At 62.7% G+C, this 18,035-nt stretch carries 20 protein-coding genes; 8 read left to right on the forward strand and 12 right to left on the reverse strand.

Annotated elements, in window-relative coordinates; all coding sequences use genetic code 11:
- The first annotated feature begins 34 nt into the window (after positions 1–34).
- The 4 genes from AAHB08_RS03015 to rlmM are packed head-to-tail and all read left to right on the forward strand — an operon-like array spanning position 35 to position 3,106.
- The gene (locus AAHB08_RS03015; protein WP_042649544.1) at positions 35–955 is read left to right on the forward strand and encodes a transcriptional regulator GcvA; all 921 of its coding nucleotides are present in this window, start codon (positions 35–37) and stop codon (positions 953–955) included.
- Between the two features lie 4 nt (positions 956–959).
- Positions 960–1,598 (forward strand): alpha/beta family hydrolase, encoded by a 639-nt coding sequence (locus AAHB08_RS03020; protein ID WP_446699500.1) that lies wholly within the window; start codon positions 960–962, stop codon positions 1,596–1,598.
- Between the two features lie 34 nt (positions 1,599–1,632).
- Positions 1,633–2,019 carry a DUF423 domain-containing protein gene (locus AAHB08_RS03025; RefSeq protein WP_043130931.1) on the forward strand — a complete coding sequence of 129 codons (387 nt, stop codon included), beginning with the start codon at positions 1,633–1,635 and terminating at the stop codon, positions 2,017–2,019.
- Positions 2,012–3,106 (forward strand): 23S rRNA (cytidine(2498)-2'-O)-methyltransferase RlmM, encoded by a 1,095-nt coding sequence (gene rlmM, locus AAHB08_RS03030; RefSeq protein WP_025327941.1) that lies wholly within the window; start codon positions 2,012–2,014, stop codon positions 3,104–3,106. The genes AAHB08_RS03025 and rlmM overlap by 8 nt, the downstream gene beginning before the upstream one ends.
- An 82-nt stretch (positions 3,107–3,188) precedes the next feature.
- Here the strand turns inward: rlmM and AAHB08_RS03035 are convergent, their stop codons facing one another.
- The 7 genes from AAHB08_RS03035 to queF form a co-directional block, all read right to left on the reverse strand.
- Positions 3,189–3,632, reverse strand: coding sequence for a hypothetical protein (locus AAHB08_RS03035; protein WP_202046953.1), 444 nt, complete (start codon positions 3,630–3,632; stop codon positions 3,189–3,191).
- Between the two features lie 119 nt (positions 3,633–3,751).
- Positions 3,752–4,759: an isocitrate dehydrogenase gene (locus AAHB08_RS03040; protein ID WP_025327939.1), complete on the reverse strand. Its 1,008-nt coding sequence runs from the start codon at positions 4,757–4,759 to the stop codon at positions 3,752–3,754.
- 142 nt (positions 4,760–4,901) lie between these two features.
- Positions 4,902–5,711, reverse strand: a complete 810-nt coding sequence (gene xni, locus AAHB08_RS03045) for a flap endonuclease Xni (RefSeq protein WP_342058071.1) — start codon at positions 5,709–5,711, stop codon at positions 4,902–4,904.
- A gap of 132 nt (positions 5,712–5,843) precedes the next feature.
- Positions 5,844–7,199, reverse strand: a complete 1,356-nt coding sequence (gene ppnN, locus AAHB08_RS03050; RefSeq protein WP_041206266.1) for a nucleotide 5'-monophosphate nucleosidase PpnN — start codon at positions 7,197–7,199, stop codon at positions 5,844–5,846.
- A gap of 158 nt (positions 7,200–7,357) precedes the next feature.
- Positions 7,358–8,953 carry a GGDEF domain-containing protein gene (locus AAHB08_RS03055; RefSeq protein WP_342058072.1) on the reverse strand — a complete coding sequence of 532 codons (1,596 nt, stop codon included), beginning with the start codon at positions 8,951–8,953 and terminating at the stop codon, positions 7,358–7,360.
- An 85-nt stretch (positions 8,954–9,038) separates the two neighbouring features.
- A complete protein-coding gene (locus AAHB08_RS03060; protein ID WP_342058073.1) occupies positions 9,039–11,309 on the reverse strand; it encodes a hypothetical protein in 2,271 nt (756 codons plus the stop codon).
- A 114-nt stretch (positions 11,310–11,423) separates the two neighbouring features.
- Positions 11,424–12,272: an NADPH-dependent 7-cyano-7-deazaguanine reductase QueF gene (gene queF / locus AAHB08_RS03065; protein ID WP_202046949.1), complete on the reverse strand. Its 849-nt coding sequence runs from the start codon at positions 12,270–12,272 to the stop codon at positions 11,424–11,426.
- Positions 12,273–12,377: 105 nt separating this feature from the next.
- Between queF and syd the strand changes: the two genes are divergently transcribed.
- Positions 12,378–12,926 carry a SecY-interacting protein gene (gene syd, locus AAHB08_RS03070; protein ID WP_202046948.1) on the forward strand — a complete coding sequence of 183 codons (549 nt, stop codon included), beginning with the start codon at positions 12,378–12,380 and terminating at the stop codon, positions 12,924–12,926.
- An 89-nt stretch (positions 12,927–13,015) separates the two neighbouring features.
- Here the strand turns inward: syd and AAHB08_RS03075 are convergent, their stop codons facing one another.
- From AAHB08_RS03075 to AAHB08_RS03095, 5 genes are all read right to left on the reverse strand, one after another.
- Positions 13,016–13,801 (reverse strand): Zn-ribbon-containing protein, encoded by a 786-nt coding sequence (locus AAHB08_RS03075; protein WP_342058074.1) that lies wholly within the window; start codon positions 13,799–13,801, stop codon positions 13,016–13,018.
- Between the two features lie 9 nt (positions 13,802–13,810).
- On the reverse strand, positions 13,811–14,107 hold the full coding sequence (locus tag AAHB08_RS03080) for a hypothetical protein (protein ID WP_342058075.1): 297 nt from the start codon (positions 14,105–14,107) through the stop codon (positions 13,811–13,813).
- Between the two features lie 189 nt (positions 14,108–14,296).
- Positions 14,297–14,533, reverse strand: coding sequence for a DUF2789 domain-containing protein (locus AAHB08_RS03085; protein WP_025327930.1), 237 nt, complete (start codon positions 14,531–14,533; stop codon positions 14,297–14,299).
- Positions 14,534–14,598: 65 nt separating this feature from the next.
- On the reverse strand, positions 14,599–14,895 hold the full coding sequence (locus AAHB08_RS03090) for a DUF3301 domain-containing protein (RefSeq protein WP_025327929.1): 297 nt from the start codon (positions 14,893–14,895) through the stop codon (positions 14,599–14,601).
- Positions 14,896–14,966: 71 nt separating this feature from the next.
- Positions 14,967–15,995 carry a DUF3549 family protein gene (locus tag AAHB08_RS03095; protein ID WP_247627068.1) on the reverse strand — a complete coding sequence of 343 codons (1,029 nt, stop codon included), beginning with the start codon at positions 15,993–15,995 and terminating at the stop codon, positions 14,967–14,969.
- A 212-nt stretch (positions 15,996–16,207) separates the two neighbouring features.
- Here AAHB08_RS03095 and AAHB08_RS03100 point away from each other — a divergent pair, with 212 nt between their 5' ends.
- The 3 genes from AAHB08_RS03100 to AAHB08_RS03110 all read left to right on the forward strand — a co-directional run bounded on the left by AAHB08_RS03100 (position 16,208) and on the right by AAHB08_RS03110 (position 17,986).
- Positions 16,208–16,543 (forward strand): YqcC family protein, encoded by a 336-nt coding sequence (locus AAHB08_RS03100; protein ID WP_139436577.1) that lies wholly within the window; start codon positions 16,208–16,210, stop codon positions 16,541–16,543.
- Positions 16,544–16,613: 70 nt separating this feature from the next.
- A complete protein-coding gene (gene truC / locus AAHB08_RS03105) occupies positions 16,614–17,360 on the forward strand; it encodes a tRNA pseudouridine(65) synthase TruC (protein ID WP_139436575.1) in 747 nt (248 codons plus the stop codon).
- A gap of 185 nt (positions 17,361–17,545) precedes the next feature.
- Entirely contained in the window at positions 17,546–17,986 is a 441-nt protein-coding gene (locus AAHB08_RS03110) for a flavodoxin (RefSeq protein ID WP_139436573.1), read from the forward strand.
- The last annotated feature ends 49 nt before the right edge of the window (positions 17,987–18,035 follow it).

Raw genomic sequence — 18,035 nt, forward strand, 5'->3', positions numbered from 1 at the left:
GCCCCATTAGAAAAACTCATCGTCGGCTGGTGTCATGTCTCGTCGTTTACCCCCGCTCAATGCCCTGAAAGCATTCGAAGCAGCGGCTCGCCACTTAAGCTTTACCCGCGCAGCAGAAGAGTTGTTTGTGACTCAGGCCGCCATCAGTCACCAGATCAAGGCGCTGGAGGAGTACCTCGGCATCAAGCTGTTCCGTCGCAAGAACCGCTCCCTGCTGCTGACCGAGGAGGGACAGAGCTACTTCCTCGACATCAAGGACATCTTCGCCTCCATCTCAGAGGCCACCGACAAGCTGCTGGCCCGCAGCGCCAAGGGGGCGCTCACCGTCTCCCTGCAGCCGAGTTTCGCCATCCAGTGGCTGGTGCCCAGGCTGGTGAAGTTCAGCGAGCGCCACCCCGACATCGATGTGCGGATCAAGGCGGTGGACATGGACGAGGGCTCCCTGACCGACGACGTGGACGTGGCCATCTACTACGGCCGTGGCAACTGGCCCGGGCTGCGCTCTGACAAGCTGCACACCGAGTATCTGATCCCGGTCTGCTCCCCCCTGCTGCTGACCGGCCCCAAGCCCCTGCGCACCCCGGAGGATCTGACCAGGCACACCCTGCTGCACGACACCTCCCGACGCGACTGGAAGGCCTGGTTCCGCCAGCTCGACATCGACGCCCCGAACGTCAACCAGGGGCCCATCTTCAGCCACTCCACCATGGTGATCCAGGCGGCGATCCACGGTCAGGGGGTGGCGCTCGGTCACAGCGTGCTGGCCCAGCCCGAGATCGAGGCGGGCCGCCTCATCTGCCCGTTCGAGCAGGTGCTGGTGAGCAAGAATGCCTTCTACCTGGTGTGCCAGGAGCAGCAGTCCGATCAGGGCAAGATAGTGGCCTTCCGCGACTGGATGCTGGAGCTGGTGGAGCAGGAGGAGGCCCGTCGCCGGGCTCGTCTCGCCGATGCCTGAGGGGATGGATGTGACAAGAGAGGGGGCGAGCGACGCCCCCGTTCGCATTCTGCTGGCCCACGGCGCGGGCGCCGGCATGGATCATGCCTTTCTCGCCGAGCTGTCGCGACTGCTGGCGGGGCCGGATATCGAGGTGGTGCGCTTCAACTTTCCCTACATGAGCAGGCGGGCCCTGGACGGCAAGCGCAGGCCGCCGGACCGGCAGCCCGTGCTGCTCGCCCACTGGCGCGAGATGGTGCGCGCGTTTGCCCACCCCAGGTTGTTTCTGGCGGGCAAGTCCATGGGGGGGCGAATGGCGGCCGAGCTCTATCACGAAGGGGGCGACGAGATGAATGCTGCAGGATTGCTCATTCTCGGGTATCCTTTCCACCCCCCGGCCAGCCCCGACCGCTGGCGGGGTGAGGTGCTCAAGCAGATCACGACGCCGACCCTGCTGCTGCAGGGGGAGCGCGACACCTTTGGCTCTCGCGCCGAGCTGGCCGATTTCCCCTTCTCCCCCGCCGTATCGGTCCACTGGCTGACCGATGGGGATCATGGCTTCAAGCCGAGGAAGGCCAGCGGCGTGAGCGAGCAGGAGAACCTGCGACAGGCTGCGGAGCGGATCAAGGGGTTTATCGCGGCGACCCCGTCCCGCTGCGTCTGAAGGGATGGCCACGCGCAGAGAACGAGGAGAGAGGATGCAAGTCCATCGACATTGGCTGGTGCTGGCGGGTTGTTTCGGCCTGACGGCCACCATGCTGGGAGCCTATGGGGCTCACGGGCTGGCGGCGACCGGCATAGCCCCTTCACTACTGGCGGCGTTCAACACCGCGGTGCAGTATCAGTTTTTTCACGCCCTGGCCCTGCTGGTGCTGGGGTGGTGCGGCGTGCGCAGCAAGGTGATTACCTTTGCCGGCACGGCCTTTGTGCTGGGGATCCTGGGATTCTCCGGCAGTATTTACGCCATGGTGCTGCTTGGCAGCAAGGGGCTGGGGCTCATCACCCCGGCCGGTGGCCTCTGTTTTATGTTGGGATGGGCGGCTCTGATATGGGCCGGCTGTCGTCTTGGAGGAAAAAATGAATAATCTGCTGCTTTATTGCCGCCCGGGTTTTGAGAAAGAGGCGGCGGCAGAGATCACCGAACGAGCCAGCAACATGCAGTGCTACGGCTTCGCCCGGGTCAAGGACGACAGCGGTTACGTGATTTTCGAGTTGTATGACGAGGAGCAGGCGGATCTGCTGGCACGCAAGCTGCCGTTCCGTGAGCTCATCTTCATCCGCCAGATGCTGGTGGTGACCCATGAGCTGAAGGATCTGGACCTCTCCGATCGGGTTTCCCCCATCATAGAGGCGACCCGTGACTATGCCATCTGTGGCGATCTGCGGGTGGAAACGGCCGATACCAACGAGGCGAAGGAGCTCTCTGCCTTCTGCCGCAAGTTCACGGTGCCGCTGCGCCAGGCGCTGCGTGGCAACGAGATCCTGACCAAGAAGGAGACGCCGCACCGTCCGGTGTTCCACGCCTTCTTCATGGCCAATGATCACCTGTTGCTGGGGTACTCCTACTCCTTCAACAACTCCGAATTCCACATGGGCATTCCGCGCCTGCGCTGCCCGCCGGACGCCCCGAGCCGCTCCAGCCTCAAGCTGGAAGAGGCCTTCTATGTGTTCGTGCCGCGGGAAGAGTGGGAGCTGCGCCTCACCTCCGGCATGAAGGCCGTCGATCTGGGCGCCTGCCCGGGCGGCTGGACCTATCAGCTGGTGCGCCGTGGCATGATGGTGACCGCGGTGGACAACGGCTCCATGGCCCAGTCCCTGATGGATACCGGCCAGGTCAAGCACATTCGCGACGACGGCTTCGTCTGGCGGCCAGGCAAGAAGAACACCTACTGGCTGGTGTGCGACATGGTGGACAAGCCGGCGCGGGTGGTTCACATGATCGCCGACTGGTTCCGCGAGAACGACTGCCAGGAGGCCATGTTCAACCTCAAGCTGCCGATGAAGAAGCGCTATGCCGAGGCGGTGCACAACATAGAGGTGCTGCGGGAGATGCTCAAGGAGATCGACAATGCGTTCGTGATCCAGGCCAAGCAGCTCTACCACGATCGGGAAGAAATCACCGTGCACGTCTACAACAAGTTCTGGGTCTCCAAGCTCGAACCCAAGTCCTGAGCAGGGCACCCGCGTCACCTGGTATGACGCCAAATAAAAACCGGACGGCTGACCCCGTCCGGTTTTTTGTTTTCTGGTGTCATCAGAAGCGGTAGTCGAAACGCATCATGGACTCGTCATCGGTGATCTTGAGCTCGATCTGAAGCGGAATGGTCTTGTCGGTGGGGTTGAACTGCATCTTGACGCCGTCCCCCCGGAGCTTGACCGAGGTATTGAGGCCACCGGCGTTGAACTTGATCCTGGGTTTGTGCTTTTCGAAGGAGAGGCTCACGCTCTTCTCGGCCGTCAGATTGAGTTTCTGGTAGGGCGTGACCCGCTGGGTGCCGTTGCTGTCGGTCATGATGTCCACGCCGAGGGAGAGCGGCTTGGGGCTCTTGAGCAGGTCGTTGGTGTCTATGGTGGACTGCCAGGTCTGCTTGGCCGGCGGCTCGTGCTGAGGGGGCGGTGTCAACCAGGCGTTGTCGATGGGCCTGTCTAATGCCATGGTACTGCTGCTGAAGATCAGCAAGATGAAAGTAGCACGCATGATGGATCTCCTTATCCTTCATATGAACATAGTATTCATCTGACAAGGGAGATAGGGGGATCCGGTATAAAACGAAGGGAGCCGAAGCTCCCTTTTTAAATCAATCAGTTAGATATGATTTATAGACGGTCTATGATGGCCTGGGTGAATTCGCTGGTGGAGGCCGTGCCCCCCAGATCCCGGGTCACCCGATCGCCGGACTCGATGGTCGCCCGCACTGCCTCGCGGATGCGCTCGGCCTTGTCCTGCATGCCCAGGTACTCCAGCATCTGGATGGAGGCGAGGATCACCGAGGTCGGGTTGGCGATGTTCTTGCCGGCGATGTCCGGCGCCGAACCGTGCACCGCTTCGAAGATGGCGGCGCCCTCACCTATGTTGGCACCTGGGGCCATCCCTAGGCCACCCACCAGACCGGCGCAGAGATCCGAGAGGATGTCGCCGAACAGGTTGGTGGTGACCATGACATCGAACCGCTCCGGGTACATCACCAGATTCATGCAGGCGGCGTCGACTATCATCTCTTCGTTCTGGATATCCGGATAGCGGGCAGCTACCTCGCGCGCCACTTCCAGGAACAGGCCCGAAGTGGACTTGAGGATGTTGGCCTTGTGGATGATGGTGACCTTCTTGCGCCCTTCCTGGCGCGCCAGCTCGAAGGCGAAGGTGACGATGCGTTCGGCACCGTCGCGGGTGATGATGCTCATCGCCTCGGCGCTCTGGTTGTCATCGCTGCGCTTCTGGCCGGCGCCCGAGTACATGCCCTCGGTGTTTTCACGCACCGTGATGATGTCGATGTTGTCGTAACGGCTCCTGGTGCCCTTGAAGGAGATCACCGGGCGCACGTTGGCGTAGAGGTTGAACTTCTTGCGCAGGGAGACGTTGATGGAGGTGAAGCCGCCGCCGACCGGCGTGGTGAGGGGGCCCTTGAGGCTGACCTTGTTCTTCTCAATCAAATCGAGGGTGGACTGGGGCAGCAGCTCGCCGTGCTTCTCCAGCGCGACCAGGCCGGCATCAGCGTAGTCATAGTCAAAATCACAGCCGGCGTGGGTCAGGATCTGGATGGCGGATTCGATGATGCTGGGGCCTATGCCGTCGCCCGGAATGACGGTAATTTTTCTTTTTGACATGAGACGTATCCACTTCTAGGGAACAGAGGGGGAGGATTCGGCGGTTTTATACCATTTTTGCACCACTTCCTCCATGTTTCTTTACATTTTTCCCATTTATGTCAACAGGTACGGCCTGTTTTGGGGAATAGTGTGCCGGGGATCACGCCCCCGAGTCGGGCTCGGGCGGGTAGCGGATCTCCCTCAGGTTGAAACCGAGGGGGATGTCCCGCTGCAGCCGCACCAGCCGCTGGGCCAGCAGGGCCTCCTCCTTGTGCTGGCGCAGCTTGAGCAGAGGCTTGCCCGCGTCTTCTTGCAAGCAGGCATCCAGCATGGCGGCCAGATCGCCGTATTGTTGCAGCAGCTGGGTCGCCGTCTTTGGCCCTATGCCCGGCACTCCCTTGATGTTGGAGCCGCCGATGCCGGTCAGGGCCCAGAAGTCCACCAGCTGCGCCGGGGCGACGCCATATTGCTGCCGGACGAAGGCCTCGTCCAGCCAGCGCTTGTTGAAGTAATCCCGCACCCGGATCTGCGGGCAGATGAGCTGGCAGAAGCCCTTGTCGGTGGAGATGATGGTGGCCCTGGCACCGTGCTGGGCAATTCCACTGGCTAACGTGGCGATAAGATCGTCCGCCTCGTCGGTCTGGGAGAGCAGGGCATCCACACCGCACTCCCAGAAGGCGTCCTGCAAGTCGGCCAGCCCCTCCCTCAGCTCCTGTGGCATGGGGGTGCGCCCCTCCTTGTAGGCCGGATAGATCTCCTTGCGCCAGCTGTGCACCTCGCCGTCAAACACGGCGATGACGTGGGTCGGCTCGCTGCCGGCCAGCAGTTTCTTGCAGGTATTGATGAGGTTGGCGCGGGTGGCGATCAGGGCCTGGGCCGGGGTCAGCGCCTGCTGGGCCTGCACCGCGTGCAGGCGGCGGATGAGGTTGAGGGCATCGATGATGAGCAGGTGTGGCCTGAGGTGTTGCATGGCAGGGAGCACTCTTGGCGGTCGGGACGGCCCATTGTAACAAGGGATGGGCGTCATGCTAACCCCGGGCGCCAGGGCCGGGAAGTGGAGGAGGGGCCTGGGGCCCCTCCTGTCATCACGGGCGCTGCGCCCTTATTTCACGATTTCGTAGCAGGGAATGTACTGGCTGCCAGGCAGCTTCATCCGCTGCTGCCTGACGAAGCTCTCCAGCAGCCTGTCCATCAGGTGCATCAGCTCCTTGTCGCCGTGCAGCTTGAAGGGGCCCTTCTTCTCGATGGCGCGAATGCCCCCTTCCTTGACGTTGCCCGCCACTATACCGGAGAAGGCGCGCCTCAGGTTCGCCGCCAGCAGCTGGGGCGGCTGGTTGCGGTGCAGATCCAGGCTCGCCATGCTGGCGTGATCCGGCTCGAACGGCAGCTGGAACTCCGGCTCTATGCGCAGGGACCAGTTGAAGGAGTAGGCATCCCCCACGGATTTTCGGTACTCGCGGATCTTCGGCATCGCCTCCTTCATCACCCGCGCCACTTCCGGGGCATCCCCGACGATGATGCGGTAGAGGCTGGTGGCCGGCTCACCCAGGGTGGCCTTGACGAAGTCGTCGATGGCGCGGAAGTAGTCGGCGCTCTCCTTAGGACCGGTCAGTATGATGGGCATGGGCTGCCGCTCGTTGGCCGGGTGCATCATGATGCCGAGCAGATAGAGCAGCTCCTCGGCGGTGCCGACCCCGCCCGGGAAGATGATGATGCCGTGGCCCAGGCGCACGAAGGCCTCCAGCCGCTTCTCGATGTCCGGCAGTATCACCAGCTCGTTGACGATGGGGTTCGGCGGCTCGGCGGCGATGATGGAGGGCTCGGTGAGGCCGATATAGCGGCCGTTGCGCACCCGCTGCTTGGCGTGGCCGACGGCGGCCCCCTTCATGGGCCCTTCCATGGCACCCGGGCCGCAGCCGGTGCAGATGTTGAGCTCCCGCAGGCCCAGCTCGCTGCCCACGGCACGAGTGTACTGGTACTCCACCTCGTTGATGGAGTGACCGCCCCAGCAGACCACTAGGTTGGGATCGGCGCCGGGCAGGATCGCCTTGGCGTTGCGCAGTATGGCGAACACCACGTTGGAGATGTGGGTGGAGTTGGTCAGGTTGACTAGGCGATTGGACTCCAGCTGGGTCGAGACATAGAGGATGTCGCGCAGCACGGAGAAGAGGTGCTCCTGGATGCCGCGGATGATCTCGCCATCGACGAAGGCGTGCTCGGGAGCATTGAACAACTCGAGTTTGACCCCGCGCTCGCGCCGGATCACATGAATATCGAAGGACTTGAAGCGCTCCAGTATCTCTTTGGAGCTGTCGGTGTGGCTGCCGGAGTTGAGCACCGCCAGCGAGCAGTTGCGAAACAGTTGATAGATATCGCTGGAGGCGGTCTGCTTGAGGCGATCCACCTCAAGTTGGGACAGCAGGTCCATGCTGCCCACGGGATTGATGTGTGTAATCATAATTTCCCCTTTCACTCGCTTGTTATCGTTGTGCTTTCCCTGGGGAGAAAACGGGATGCCATGGCATCCCTCGAGTTCGATAGTAGAGGCAAGGGGTGGGGCAGGGGAATAGGGGGGCGGTGCGTTTGCCTGTTTTTTAGCCGCAGTTCAACCCGGGATCAGGCCAGATTGACCTGATCCCGGCCCAGATTCTTGGAGCTGTAGAGTGCCTTGTCGGCGCGCTCGAATGCGTCCGTAGTGTGGTCCCCTTCGCGAAACAGGGTGGCGCCGATGGAGATGGTGATCTCGACCCTGGCGTCTCTGAACCTGAACGGAATGCTCTTGACCGTCTGGCGCAGGTTCTCCAGGGGTTTTTGGAACTTGTCCGGATTGATGTTCGGTAGCAATACCACGAACTCCTCCCCACCGAAGCGGGCGATGAAGTCGGTGTCGCGCAAGGCGTTCTGCAGGGCCTTGGCGACCACCTTCAAGGCCTTGTCCCCGGCCATGTGGCCGTAGTTGTCGTTGATGTTCTTGAAGTGGTCTATGTCGATGATGGCCAGACACAGCGGGGTGCCGTACCGCAGCCAACGCTTGTACTCGAGCTCGAGCCGCTCGTCGAGGGCCGCCCGGTTGTGCACCTGGGTCAGGCTGTCGAGGAACAGCTTGTGCTTCTGGATGGTGAGCCGCTTCTTGTACTCGGCCGTCTCCTCCTTCATCAGCCGCAGCTTGGCTTCCATGTTGGAGAGGTGGGTGAGCAGGTGACGCTCGCGGCCGGCCATGGCCTCCCGCTCCTGCTGCAGGCGGCGTATGGTGTCCAGATGGCTGGAGATGGCTCCCTTGAGGGACTGCGGGGAGTTGTGGGTCGCCATGGTGCGATCGATGGCGGCGAGCTCTCGCTCCAGCGCCTGGCCGCTGAGGTGGGCGGCATTTTGCAGCGCCCGCCCCTCGTCCAGGGACTCGGTGAAGTTGAAGTGCACCGCCGAGAGGCTCTCGTTGAGGGAGCTGAGGAAGGCCTGGGAAGATTTACGCTCCTCCCGGGTCCCCTCTATGATGAGCTCGATGATCTGCAGGCAGATCTCCGCCAGCAGGGGCGGGGTGATCCCCCCCAGCAGCTGGCGACGGATGTCCGCCAGGCTCTCCCCCACGGCGCCGGCAAAGTCGAGCTCTGTGATGAGCCGCTGCAGCTCATCGGAGATCTGGGCGTGGGCCTTGATATCGAAGGAGTCGGTGGGCACCGGGTTGGAGAGCTCGGTGGCCATCTCGGGGGCGAGCAGGGGCTGGCGTGGCAGCAGCTGGATCTTGATGGCCTGCTGGTAGAACTCCAGCAAGCGGATCACCTTCCTCTGGTGATCGCCTATGCCATAGCCCTCGGGGCTCGCGAGAAACTCCTTGAGGGAGCGACGGGTATCTTCCGGAAAGCCCTTCAAGGACTTGAGCTGCTTGCTGCCCAGTTCGATGGCGGCCCGGGTCAGACTGATGGACTCCTCCATGGCGTGGCCATGTTGCTGCAACAGCTTCTCGATGACGGCGAGATCGGCGTCGAGCGAGGAGAGGGGAGGGTTGCCATCGAGCTTCTGCTTGAGCTTGGCGAGCCGGCTGTCCAGTTCACGATCGTGACCACGGCAGGCCTGCATCAGCTTGCCGATGAACTGGATGCTGCGGGTGCGTTCGGCATCGGAGAACGTGGCCATGCCATCGAGCTCCTGCTGTTTTTGCTGAAGGGATTCCCTGAGTCTTGCCAGTTGTCCTGTTACGGCAGCGATATCATTCATTGTTCAGGTCGCCCTGTTGTCATTATCGTTTTTGTGTCGTCCAGCAACAGTAAGCCAATGAAAGACCCCGTTGAGTACCTTTTTGTTATGGGTTATCCGGCACTTTCGTCCGTGAAAGCAAAAGCCAATTAACCCATTGCTTTTCATGAGAAGAATTTACTTTTACCAGTCCCTTGTCAATTGCCATCAAGCAGCATTGCCACACATCGCCATTAAAAAATGCGGCCTGTTGGCAATCGATGGCTGCCAGCTCCAGCCAGACGCTCTGCTGGTATTTTTCACTGAGTTGCATGGCCCCCGAGAGCGCCAGATAACAGAGGTCGAACAGGCCGTGATGATCGAGGGCCATGGCCGCCTTGGGCAGGAAGGGATGGCTGACGATGCCGAGGCTGATGTGCCTGTCCAGCGGGTAGTCGCAGGGGAAGGCGGCCAGGGTGTCCAGCAGCTCCTGTGCCAGCTGGTGCAGCTGGGCCACGTGGCGTTGGGGCACCACATAGAGCAGGTGTCCCTCGCGCAGATCGTAGATGCGGCCATCCTGGGGGGTCAGCTGATTGATGTAGTGGCCGAAGGCCTGCTCAATCTCGCGGCTGACCTGATATCCATGCTGCTCCAGGCTGTTGACCAAGAAGGGCACCCGGAACAGCAGGTAGTGGAGCTTGTCGTCAAATTCGCTGGTGGGGCGCTCGCTCAGGTACCAGCGATCGGATTTTTGCTGGCGCTTGGCCATCTCGCGCGGCCAGCGGCTCATCAGTCGCTGCCAGTTGGCCAGGCCGCTGCGCGGCTCGATGAGCAGGGCCTCCCCCAGCTGTCTGGCATTGAGGCGGGCGACCCGCAGCTTGAGCCAGAGGGTGAAGAAGAGGTAGATGAACAGGACCAGCAGCAGGCCAGTGCTGACGCTGGTCCAGAGATAGCGCTCCTGCTGATGCTGGCTCTGGTCGAGGCGCTGCTCCAGCTCCTTGACCTGCTGGGCGCGCTCCACCTGGGCGTAGTTGTCGCGGACCGCCTCCTGCTCCAGATCGAGCTGCTGCTGGCGGACCAGCTCGCTGCGCTGGTGATAGTTCTTGTAGCTCTCGAGGGCCTGCTGGAGGTAGCCCTTCTGCTCGTAGGCGATGGCGAGCAGCCGGAAGATTTCAAACTGGCGGCGGATGTCGCCAATCCGGTTGGCCAGGGTCAGGGCATTCTCCAGCTGCAGGATGGCAATGCCCGCCTCCTGCTGCTTGAGGTGCAGCTCCCCCAGCAGCAACAGGGTATCGATCAGCGACTCCTTGTCGTCCCCCAGCTCGTGGGACTGGCGCGCCGCATTGAGGTAGTTGCGGGCCAGGGTCAGGTTGCCGGTCTGCAGGTAGGTCTTGCCTATCTCGAACTTGAGGTGGGCGATGCGGGTGCGGTTCTTGCTCTCGTCCAGCAGATCCAGGGCGTTGAAGAAGTAGACCAGCGCCATGTTCATCTCTCCCTGATCCCGGTTGAGGCGGGCGAGGACTATCAGGGCGTCGCTCAGCAGGGAGGGGTTGCCGAGGGCATGGAAGTAGTTGGCCGCCTCGTTGGCATACTGCAGCGCTTTTTGCGGCTCCTGCTCCGCCTGATAGAGGCTGATCATCTGGTTCGACAGCAGGCCGAGGAAGAGGGGATCCTGCAGATTCCTGGCCTGCTGCTGGGCGTCGATGTACTCCCCGAGGGCGAGCTGGGGCTGCCCGAGCGCCTGATAGAGATCCCCTCCCACGGCGCTGACCCAGGCCCTGGCCAGGGGATTCTTGGCCTGCTCTGCCCATTGACGCGCCTCGGTCAGCTGGCGTTTGGCCAGATCGAACTGCCGCCCCGCCATGCTGGCGTTGACGTGCAGCAGTCGGCTGTATACCTGCAGCTGACTCTCTTTGAGGCCGGGGTTGGTCAGCAGCTTGTCCAGCTGTTCGAGCGCCATCGTGCTGGCGCCAGGGGCATGCTCCTGCATCTCCCGGCTGCGGATCTTGAGATAGAGGCCATGGGCCTGCAGCTCGAACTGCTGCTCCTTCTCGGCCATGGCGATGCCCTTGTCGAAGGCGTCCTGGGCCGGCTGGCTCTGTCCCAGCTGTTGCAGGCACTCGCCCTGGAGCAGGTAGGCCCCCGTGGTCTGGGTCGCAGTGCCATAGCTCAGGATCGGCTCACGATAGCCGTATTCCTGGCGGTTGCTGATGATTTGCTTGGGGTTATTGGCCGTGCGTTCGAGGAAGGAGGTGGCAATCTGGACACATCTGGCGGGATCGGTCAGCACCAGGGTCTGTGCCTGCTGCAGATCGATAGACAACTGCTCCTTGGCCAGATCCAGATCCGGAGCCGACAGGGAGGACATCATCATTGCCAGAAAAAACAGTTGATTCATTGGATTAAGAACGGCACGGAGGTGCAGGCATGTTATCCAAGCCCACCCCCGCCCGTCCAGAGTTCATTGCTGACATGGGTGATGGGCCTGATCCCCCGGCTTGTGGCGCCGGCTTTACTGGCGGATGAGGCGCAGGTTGGCGGGCACCGGCTCCCAGTCACTGCGGAAGGGGTTGATGTCCAGGCCCCCGCGGCGGGTATAGCGGGCATAGACGGTCAGCTGCTGCGGGGCGCAGAAGTGCTTGAGATCGATGAAGATGCGCTCTATGCACTGCTCGTGGAACTCGTTGTGCTGGCGGAAGGAGATAAGGTAGCGCAGCAGCTTCTCCCGATTGAGACGCGGGCCGCGATAGTGGATCACCAGGGATCCCCAGTCCGGCTGGCTGGTGACCAGGCAGTTGGACTTGAGCAGATGGCTGTGCAGTGTCTCTTCCACTATGTCCGCCTCTGCGGCCCCTTGCAGCAGGGTCTGGTCAAACTCGTAGCTGTCGATCTCGATGTCCTGCTCGTCGATGCACTCACCCGGCAGCAGCGCTATCTGGTGAGGGGCCTGATCGAGGGGGAACAGGGTGACGCTCACCTCTGCCCCGGCACAGGCGCTCAGGTCTTTGGCCAGCAGTGCCTGCACCGCCGCCAGAGAGTCGCAGCGGGTCTGGTTGAAGGAGTTGAGGTAGAGCTTGAACGACTTGGATTCGATGAGGTTAGGGCTGGTGGCGGGCACGGCCACTTCGCCGAGCGCAACCACGGGCTTGCCCTTGGCATTGAGCCAGGAGAGTTCGTACAGGGTCCAGACGTCGCAACCCTGGAAGGGCAGCGTCTCGCCAAGGCCGAGATCGTCGCGATTCAGACTGCGTGGCACGGGTTGCAGCAGGGACGGGGTGTACTGGCTGATGTAGGCAGACTGCTGCCCCAGGCTCAGGCCCTGCAACGCGCTGGCGCCTGCGTATCTCTCTTGTTTGCTCATGCTTGTTTGCTCACGCTTGTCTGATAAAGGGTTTGATGGTGCAATGCCCGGATTTTTCGGTCAGGTTCTTGCGGCGATCAGAGGCCGCTATTGTGGGGAATATCGATGTCGGATCAAGTCCTGTCTGCCCTGGAGCAGTTCTTTTTACGCTGGCAGCGCGATGGCGAGGCGAGGCGGGGGCTGCCTCTGTGCGAGTGGGAGGCCGACTGGCGCTCCCCCTGCGAGCTAGATGAGCCCAGAGAGGGTCGGGTGGCCTGGCGTCCCCACCGGCGCCCTGTGCCCGCCGACTTTGCGGCCATGGCCGATGCCCTCGAGCTGACCCTGCACCCGAGCGCCCTTGCCCTGTTTGGCCACTGGTTCAGCCGCCCGCTCCCCTGCTCCTACAAGGGACTGCGCATCGAACTCATACTGCCATGGAACGAGGCCGATCTGGATCTGCTCAAGGAGAACCTCATCGGCCACCTGCTGATGCTGCGCAAACTCAAGCGCACGCCGTCGCTCTTCATCGCCACCACCCGCAACGAGATGACGCTGGTGTCGCTCGACAACGAGAGCGGCCAGGTGTGGCTGGAGTGGCTGGATTCCGGTCGTCGGCTGGTGCTGGCCCCCTCCCTGCCGGCCTTCCTCGCACGGCTGGAAACCTTGCCGCAGTAAACAGACCCGTTTTCCCTAGCCAAGCATGAAAGAAGGGCCTTGCCATCTGGCAAGGCCCTTCTTTCATGGGATGAACGGCGCAGGCGGAGCTAGTCCTTGAAGTCCCAGGAGAGGTTGGAGACCAGCCGGCAGGGATCGCACTTGAAGTCGAAGATCTCGTGCAATGGCGCTGCCAGTGCCCAGTCGTTGCCACAGCCCGGGCAGGGGCGTGCCAACTCCGCCGCCTTGCTCAGGCCGCCGACCCTGTAGAGGTAGTAGTAGGTCGGGATCCCGCAGAGCCCCTCCAGCCGTCTGGCCAGATCGCTGCCCCGGCGCTGCAGGCGGCTGCCCACCTCGCCGATTTCGTGCAGCACGGCGTGCTCGGCGATGGAGCCGTTCATCTGCAGCTGATCGCAGGCCTCCCAATCCTCCTGCCACTTGATGATCTGCTTGTGGTCGCCGTTGGCGATGGCAGGCAGGCGGTAGAGCGGAATGGGGGCGAAATGATCGCCGCAGCGCAAGGGAGAGCAAGTGTGCACAAAGCTGGTGTAGAGCAGCATCCAGCTCGGCCGTTCTCCCTGCTCGCCGCAAGGATCCGTGCTGTCGGAGAGCAGATCCATGCCGAGCAGCTGGGGCTTGGGGGCCAGCAGCCCCGCCTGGTGCAGGCCCTGTTCGGCCAGCGCGACCTGCTCGCTCTGGTTGTCCGGGTGCAGGCTGTCCCGCTCCGGGCAGACCACCCGGCTGACGAAGCAACCATCCTGCATGCTGGTGGGAAACTCCCGCCCCAGGATCTGCCCCTGGTAGCGCAGCATGTCGAGGTAGTTGACGATGGCCGGTTCGGCCTCGCCGAGGGAGGTGTCACGGTAGCATTCAAAATTGAGTTCGAGGATATACATGGGGAGCCATCAATCCTGCTGCTGTTTGAGCAGCAGTGCGGTCAGGCGATCGACCTTCTGCTCGAGGCGATTGAGCTGCTCGCCCAGCTGTTGCAAATCGACGGCCTGGGCCCGGGCGGCAACGGTGGGGGCGCTGGCCGGGACCGGGTCTGCCGACTGGGGCTGTTGCTTCCACTGGCTCAACACCTTGAGCAGCTCGGCCATGGGCACGGGGTGACTGAGGCGGGCCTTGACCATGGCGGTGGAGGGGGTGATCCCCCTGGCACTCAGTTCGTTGGCTATCTGGATGATCTCTTGGGCTGACATCTTGGCTCCTGCGCGGCGCTCTTGCTGCTTGCGGATGGTGGCACAGAGCTTAATCAAAGCCTGCCCATCAGGAAAGCGGAGCTAAGGGGGGAGGCCCAGATTGTTGAGGTGGAGAAGCCAGGGGGAGATCTGATGGGTGGCACAGAGCTCAAACCCCGGCCCTCGGGAAAGCGGGGGACGCGGGCCGGCTCAGTTTGCCTGGCGCAGCATCACGTCCAGTTGATCGATGGCTTCGGACCAGTCGGAGTCGTTCCAGAGCGCGTCACGCAGGAACACGGCCTGGGAGGGGCTCCAGAAGCTGGCCTCCGGCAGCAGGGTCTGGTTGTCCAGATGGTGCTCGCGGATGAAGCGGTGCAGGCTTATCTCGTCATTGGCCAGGCCCAGCTGGGCGAAAAGGGCAGGCATGTCATGGGTCAGCAATTCCATCTCGAGTCTCCTTGAAGGGCGATTGTCGAGAATTATAGCCAGCCGCCACGGCCTTGCCCCATGGGCTAGGAGGGGAGGCGATGGGGCGGCAGCTCGACCCCGGCGACATGCAGGCCCTGCATGCAGAGCTGGCCCTGGTAATGGCTCTCCCCGTCGCTGGAGAACTCGAACTGGTAATAGGTCAGCAGGCGCAGGGGCTTGTGCCCAAGGGCGCGATGGGTGCGGGCCAGCGACAGCAGTTGCAGATCGTGGTGCTGGCAGTAGCGCCGCATATATTGCCAGGCCAGCTCCGCCTGGCGGCGTTGTTGCCAGAAGGCCCAGCCGATGGCGCCAAGCAGCAAGATTCCAAGCATTTCTCCCATCAGCGGGTTCCTTCTGTGATGTATGGCCTGGGCCGTGCTTCCCGGGGAGAGCACGGCCGCACCGAGAGTGGTTATACCGAGGCGAACAGTCGGCCTATGGCCTGGCCGAGGGCCTCGCTGCGCTCGGGGTCACGCAGTCTTGCCAGCATATCATTGCGCAGGGCGGGCAGTGTCACCAGCTCGGCAAAGACCTGATTGAAGAACTGGGTGGGCTGCAGGGCGAGTTGCTCCAGAAACAGTCCGAGCAGCTCGGGGTTTTTCAGATCGGGCCAGAGACGGCCTGCGATGGCGAGCAGCAGGGCCGGGCTTGGCCGGGTGTGCAGCAGGGTCAGCAGCTTGTTGCTGCGCAAGGCATTGCCGGAGCAGGAGGCCAGCGCCCGGCACAGGTAGGCCAGGGTCTCGGCATTGGGGTCGGCGCACTCCTGCTCCTTGCCGATGCGCTCGAGCAGGGCACCCTGCAGCGCCGGCGGCAGGGGGGCGTTTTCCAGGCTCTGGCACAGGGCGTAGAGCGGCTCCAGAGGCAGCCTGGGCAGCGCCTTGCACACAAGGGCCAGATTGCGTTCATCCTGCAACCGCTCCGCCAGATCGGCGAAGCCTTGCAGCCCCAGGGCCTGCCACCCCTCTTCCCCTGGCGCCGCCAGGTAGTGGCAGAGGGCCTCGTAGTAGGCGGAAGGGGCCTGCTCCAGCTGACGGGCCAGCTTGGCATGCAGGCTGGCCATCTTGGCCTCGGCCGGCCGGAAGGTGTAGGGGTTGTCGGCCAGTCGCTGCGCCTTCTCCTCGTCCAGATCGCCGGTGAGCTTGTAGCCCAGGGTCTCGACCACCTGATCCATGAAGTGCTTGGGGCCGCTGGCGATGAGCAGGCCATGCTCGTCGAGGGCAAACTTGAGGAACCAGAGGTAGTGCCTGGATTCGGCTGGCTGGAAGAAGTGCACACCGAGCCAGGCATGCTGTTGCAGTGGCCAGGGGTAGGGCTCCTGCTGCTGTTCGATGCGAACGAAGAGATCGCTCGCCAGCGGGCGCACCTGGCGGCCCATGTCGAACAGCTGGAACTGGGTCTCGGCCTGGGTCAGAAATTCGGTCAGGGTATTGATGGCAGACATGAGGGCATCCGGCAAAATGTGATGCGGGCGATTATAAGGAGGCTGCATCAGATAGCCAGTGGTGCAGGTGCGTGCCATGAAAGTGATGGCAGCATGGTAGCCACCCCGGGGGCGGTGTATAGTAACGCCCCTTTTTGGCACGCATGTTTGAAGAAGACGGGATCCCTGCCCTCTGGCAGCGGGATGGACGTCGAGACGAGGAAGAGGACGAGATGAATCAATATTTGCTGGTCGCCGGTCTGCTGGGTGAACTCACCGCCGAGTTGCAACGCCTCGAACGCTGGCAAGCCGAGCATCCTGGGGCAGAGGCGCTGGCGAGCGAGCTGCCGTTTTGCGTCGATACCCTGAGCTTCGATCAATGGTTGCAGTTCGTGCTGATACCGCGCATGGAGCAGCTGGTGCTGCTGCAGGCGCCGCTGCCCACCAGCGTATCCCTCTATCCCATGGCGAGCGAAGCCTACAAGGACGAGCTGGCCGAGGTGGCCGGCCTGCTGCGCCTCATCGGTCGTTTCGATCTGTTGCTGACCGGAAAAGTGGTGGATCAATGATCAATACCCTGCCTGCCCAGCCACGGGCCCTGGCCGCGGCGCGCTGCATTGGCGATACCCGGGTGACGGCATGAAACTGACCCTGCTCTATCAGGATGACTGGCTGGTGGCGGTCAACAAGCCGTCGGGCCTGCTGGTGCATCGCAGCTGGCTCGACAAGGCCGAGACCCGTTTCGCCATGCAGATGACCCGGGATCTCATCGGGGGGCGTCACGTCTACCCCGTGCACCGGCTGGACAGGCCCACCTCCGGGGTGTTGCTGTTTGCGCTGGATCCGGCGGTGGCCCGGACCCTGACCGAGGCGTTTGCCGCCCGTCGGGTGCACAAGGAGTACCTGGCCCTGGTGCGGGGCTGGGCCCCGGAGCAGGGGCTGATCGACTACCCCCTCAAGGAGCAGCTGGACAAGATAGCCGATGCCATGAGCGACCCCGATCGCCCCGCCCAGGAGGCGGTGACGGCGTTTCGTCGTCTGCATCGGGTCGAGCTGCCCCACGCCGTCTCCAAGAAGCATCCCACCAGTCGCTACAGCCTGGTTAGGCTCTTCCCCAAGACGGGCCGCAAGCACCAGCTGCGTCGTCATCTGGATCACCTGTTCCACCCCATCGTCGGTGACACCACCCATGGTGATGGCCGCCATAATCGCTTCTTTCGCGAGCACTATGGTTGCGAGCGGCTGCTGCTGGTCGCCCACCGCTTGAGCTTCGAGCATCCTGTGCTCAAGGTGCCGATGCGGATCCAGGCGCCACTCGGCCCGGAAGTGCTGGGCCTGTTCGCCAGGCTGGGGTGGCCCGCCAGCGAGAGCGACTACGGCGCCTGATACCTGTCATCATTTGTGGCCTCTGACCGGGCTGTGGCATGCTGTAGGCCACGTCTGTCAGAGGAACCACTTATGGCTCAACGAGATACCCCGCTAGCAACCCCGCACACCCAGACCCTGTCCGGGGCCAAGACTCCGGGCGCAGTGCCAGAGTCGGGCCCTCTCCTTCGCTCGAGGAGCCGCTGATGGCCGAGATCGATATCCTGGTCGGCACCGTCTACGGCTCGGCCATGCTGGTGGCCGAGACACTGCGGGATCACCTGCAGGCCCAGGGGCATGTCTGCCAGCTCTTCGACGAAGCCGAGCTGACTGACATAGACGCGTCCCGCTTCTTGCTGATCGTCAGCGCCACCACGGGGCAGGGGGATATTCCTCCCAATCTGCAACCCTTCGCCACGGCCCTGGCCGATCGCGCTCCTTATATGAAGGGATGGCGTTATGCCCTCATCGCCATGGGGGACAGCAGCTATGAGCATTTCTGCGGAGCCGGACGCAGGCTCGATGAGCTGCTGCAGGAGCTGGCTGCCGACGCCCTGGTGCCGCGTCTGGAGATAGACGCGACACTGGAAGATGAGCCTGAGGTTGCGGCGCTGGCCTGGTTGAAAAGCTGGGAAAATAGGCTGTAGCCGGATTGCCTTCGTATTTTAAATTTCGCCCCCGTGAGCATGCTCACGG

It is taken from the genome of Aeromonas sp. OTU364, from assembly GCF_038440395.1.
In the GTDB taxonomy this organism is placed as follows: Bacteria; Pseudomonadota; Gammaproteobacteria; order Enterobacterales; family Aeromonadaceae; genus Aeromonas.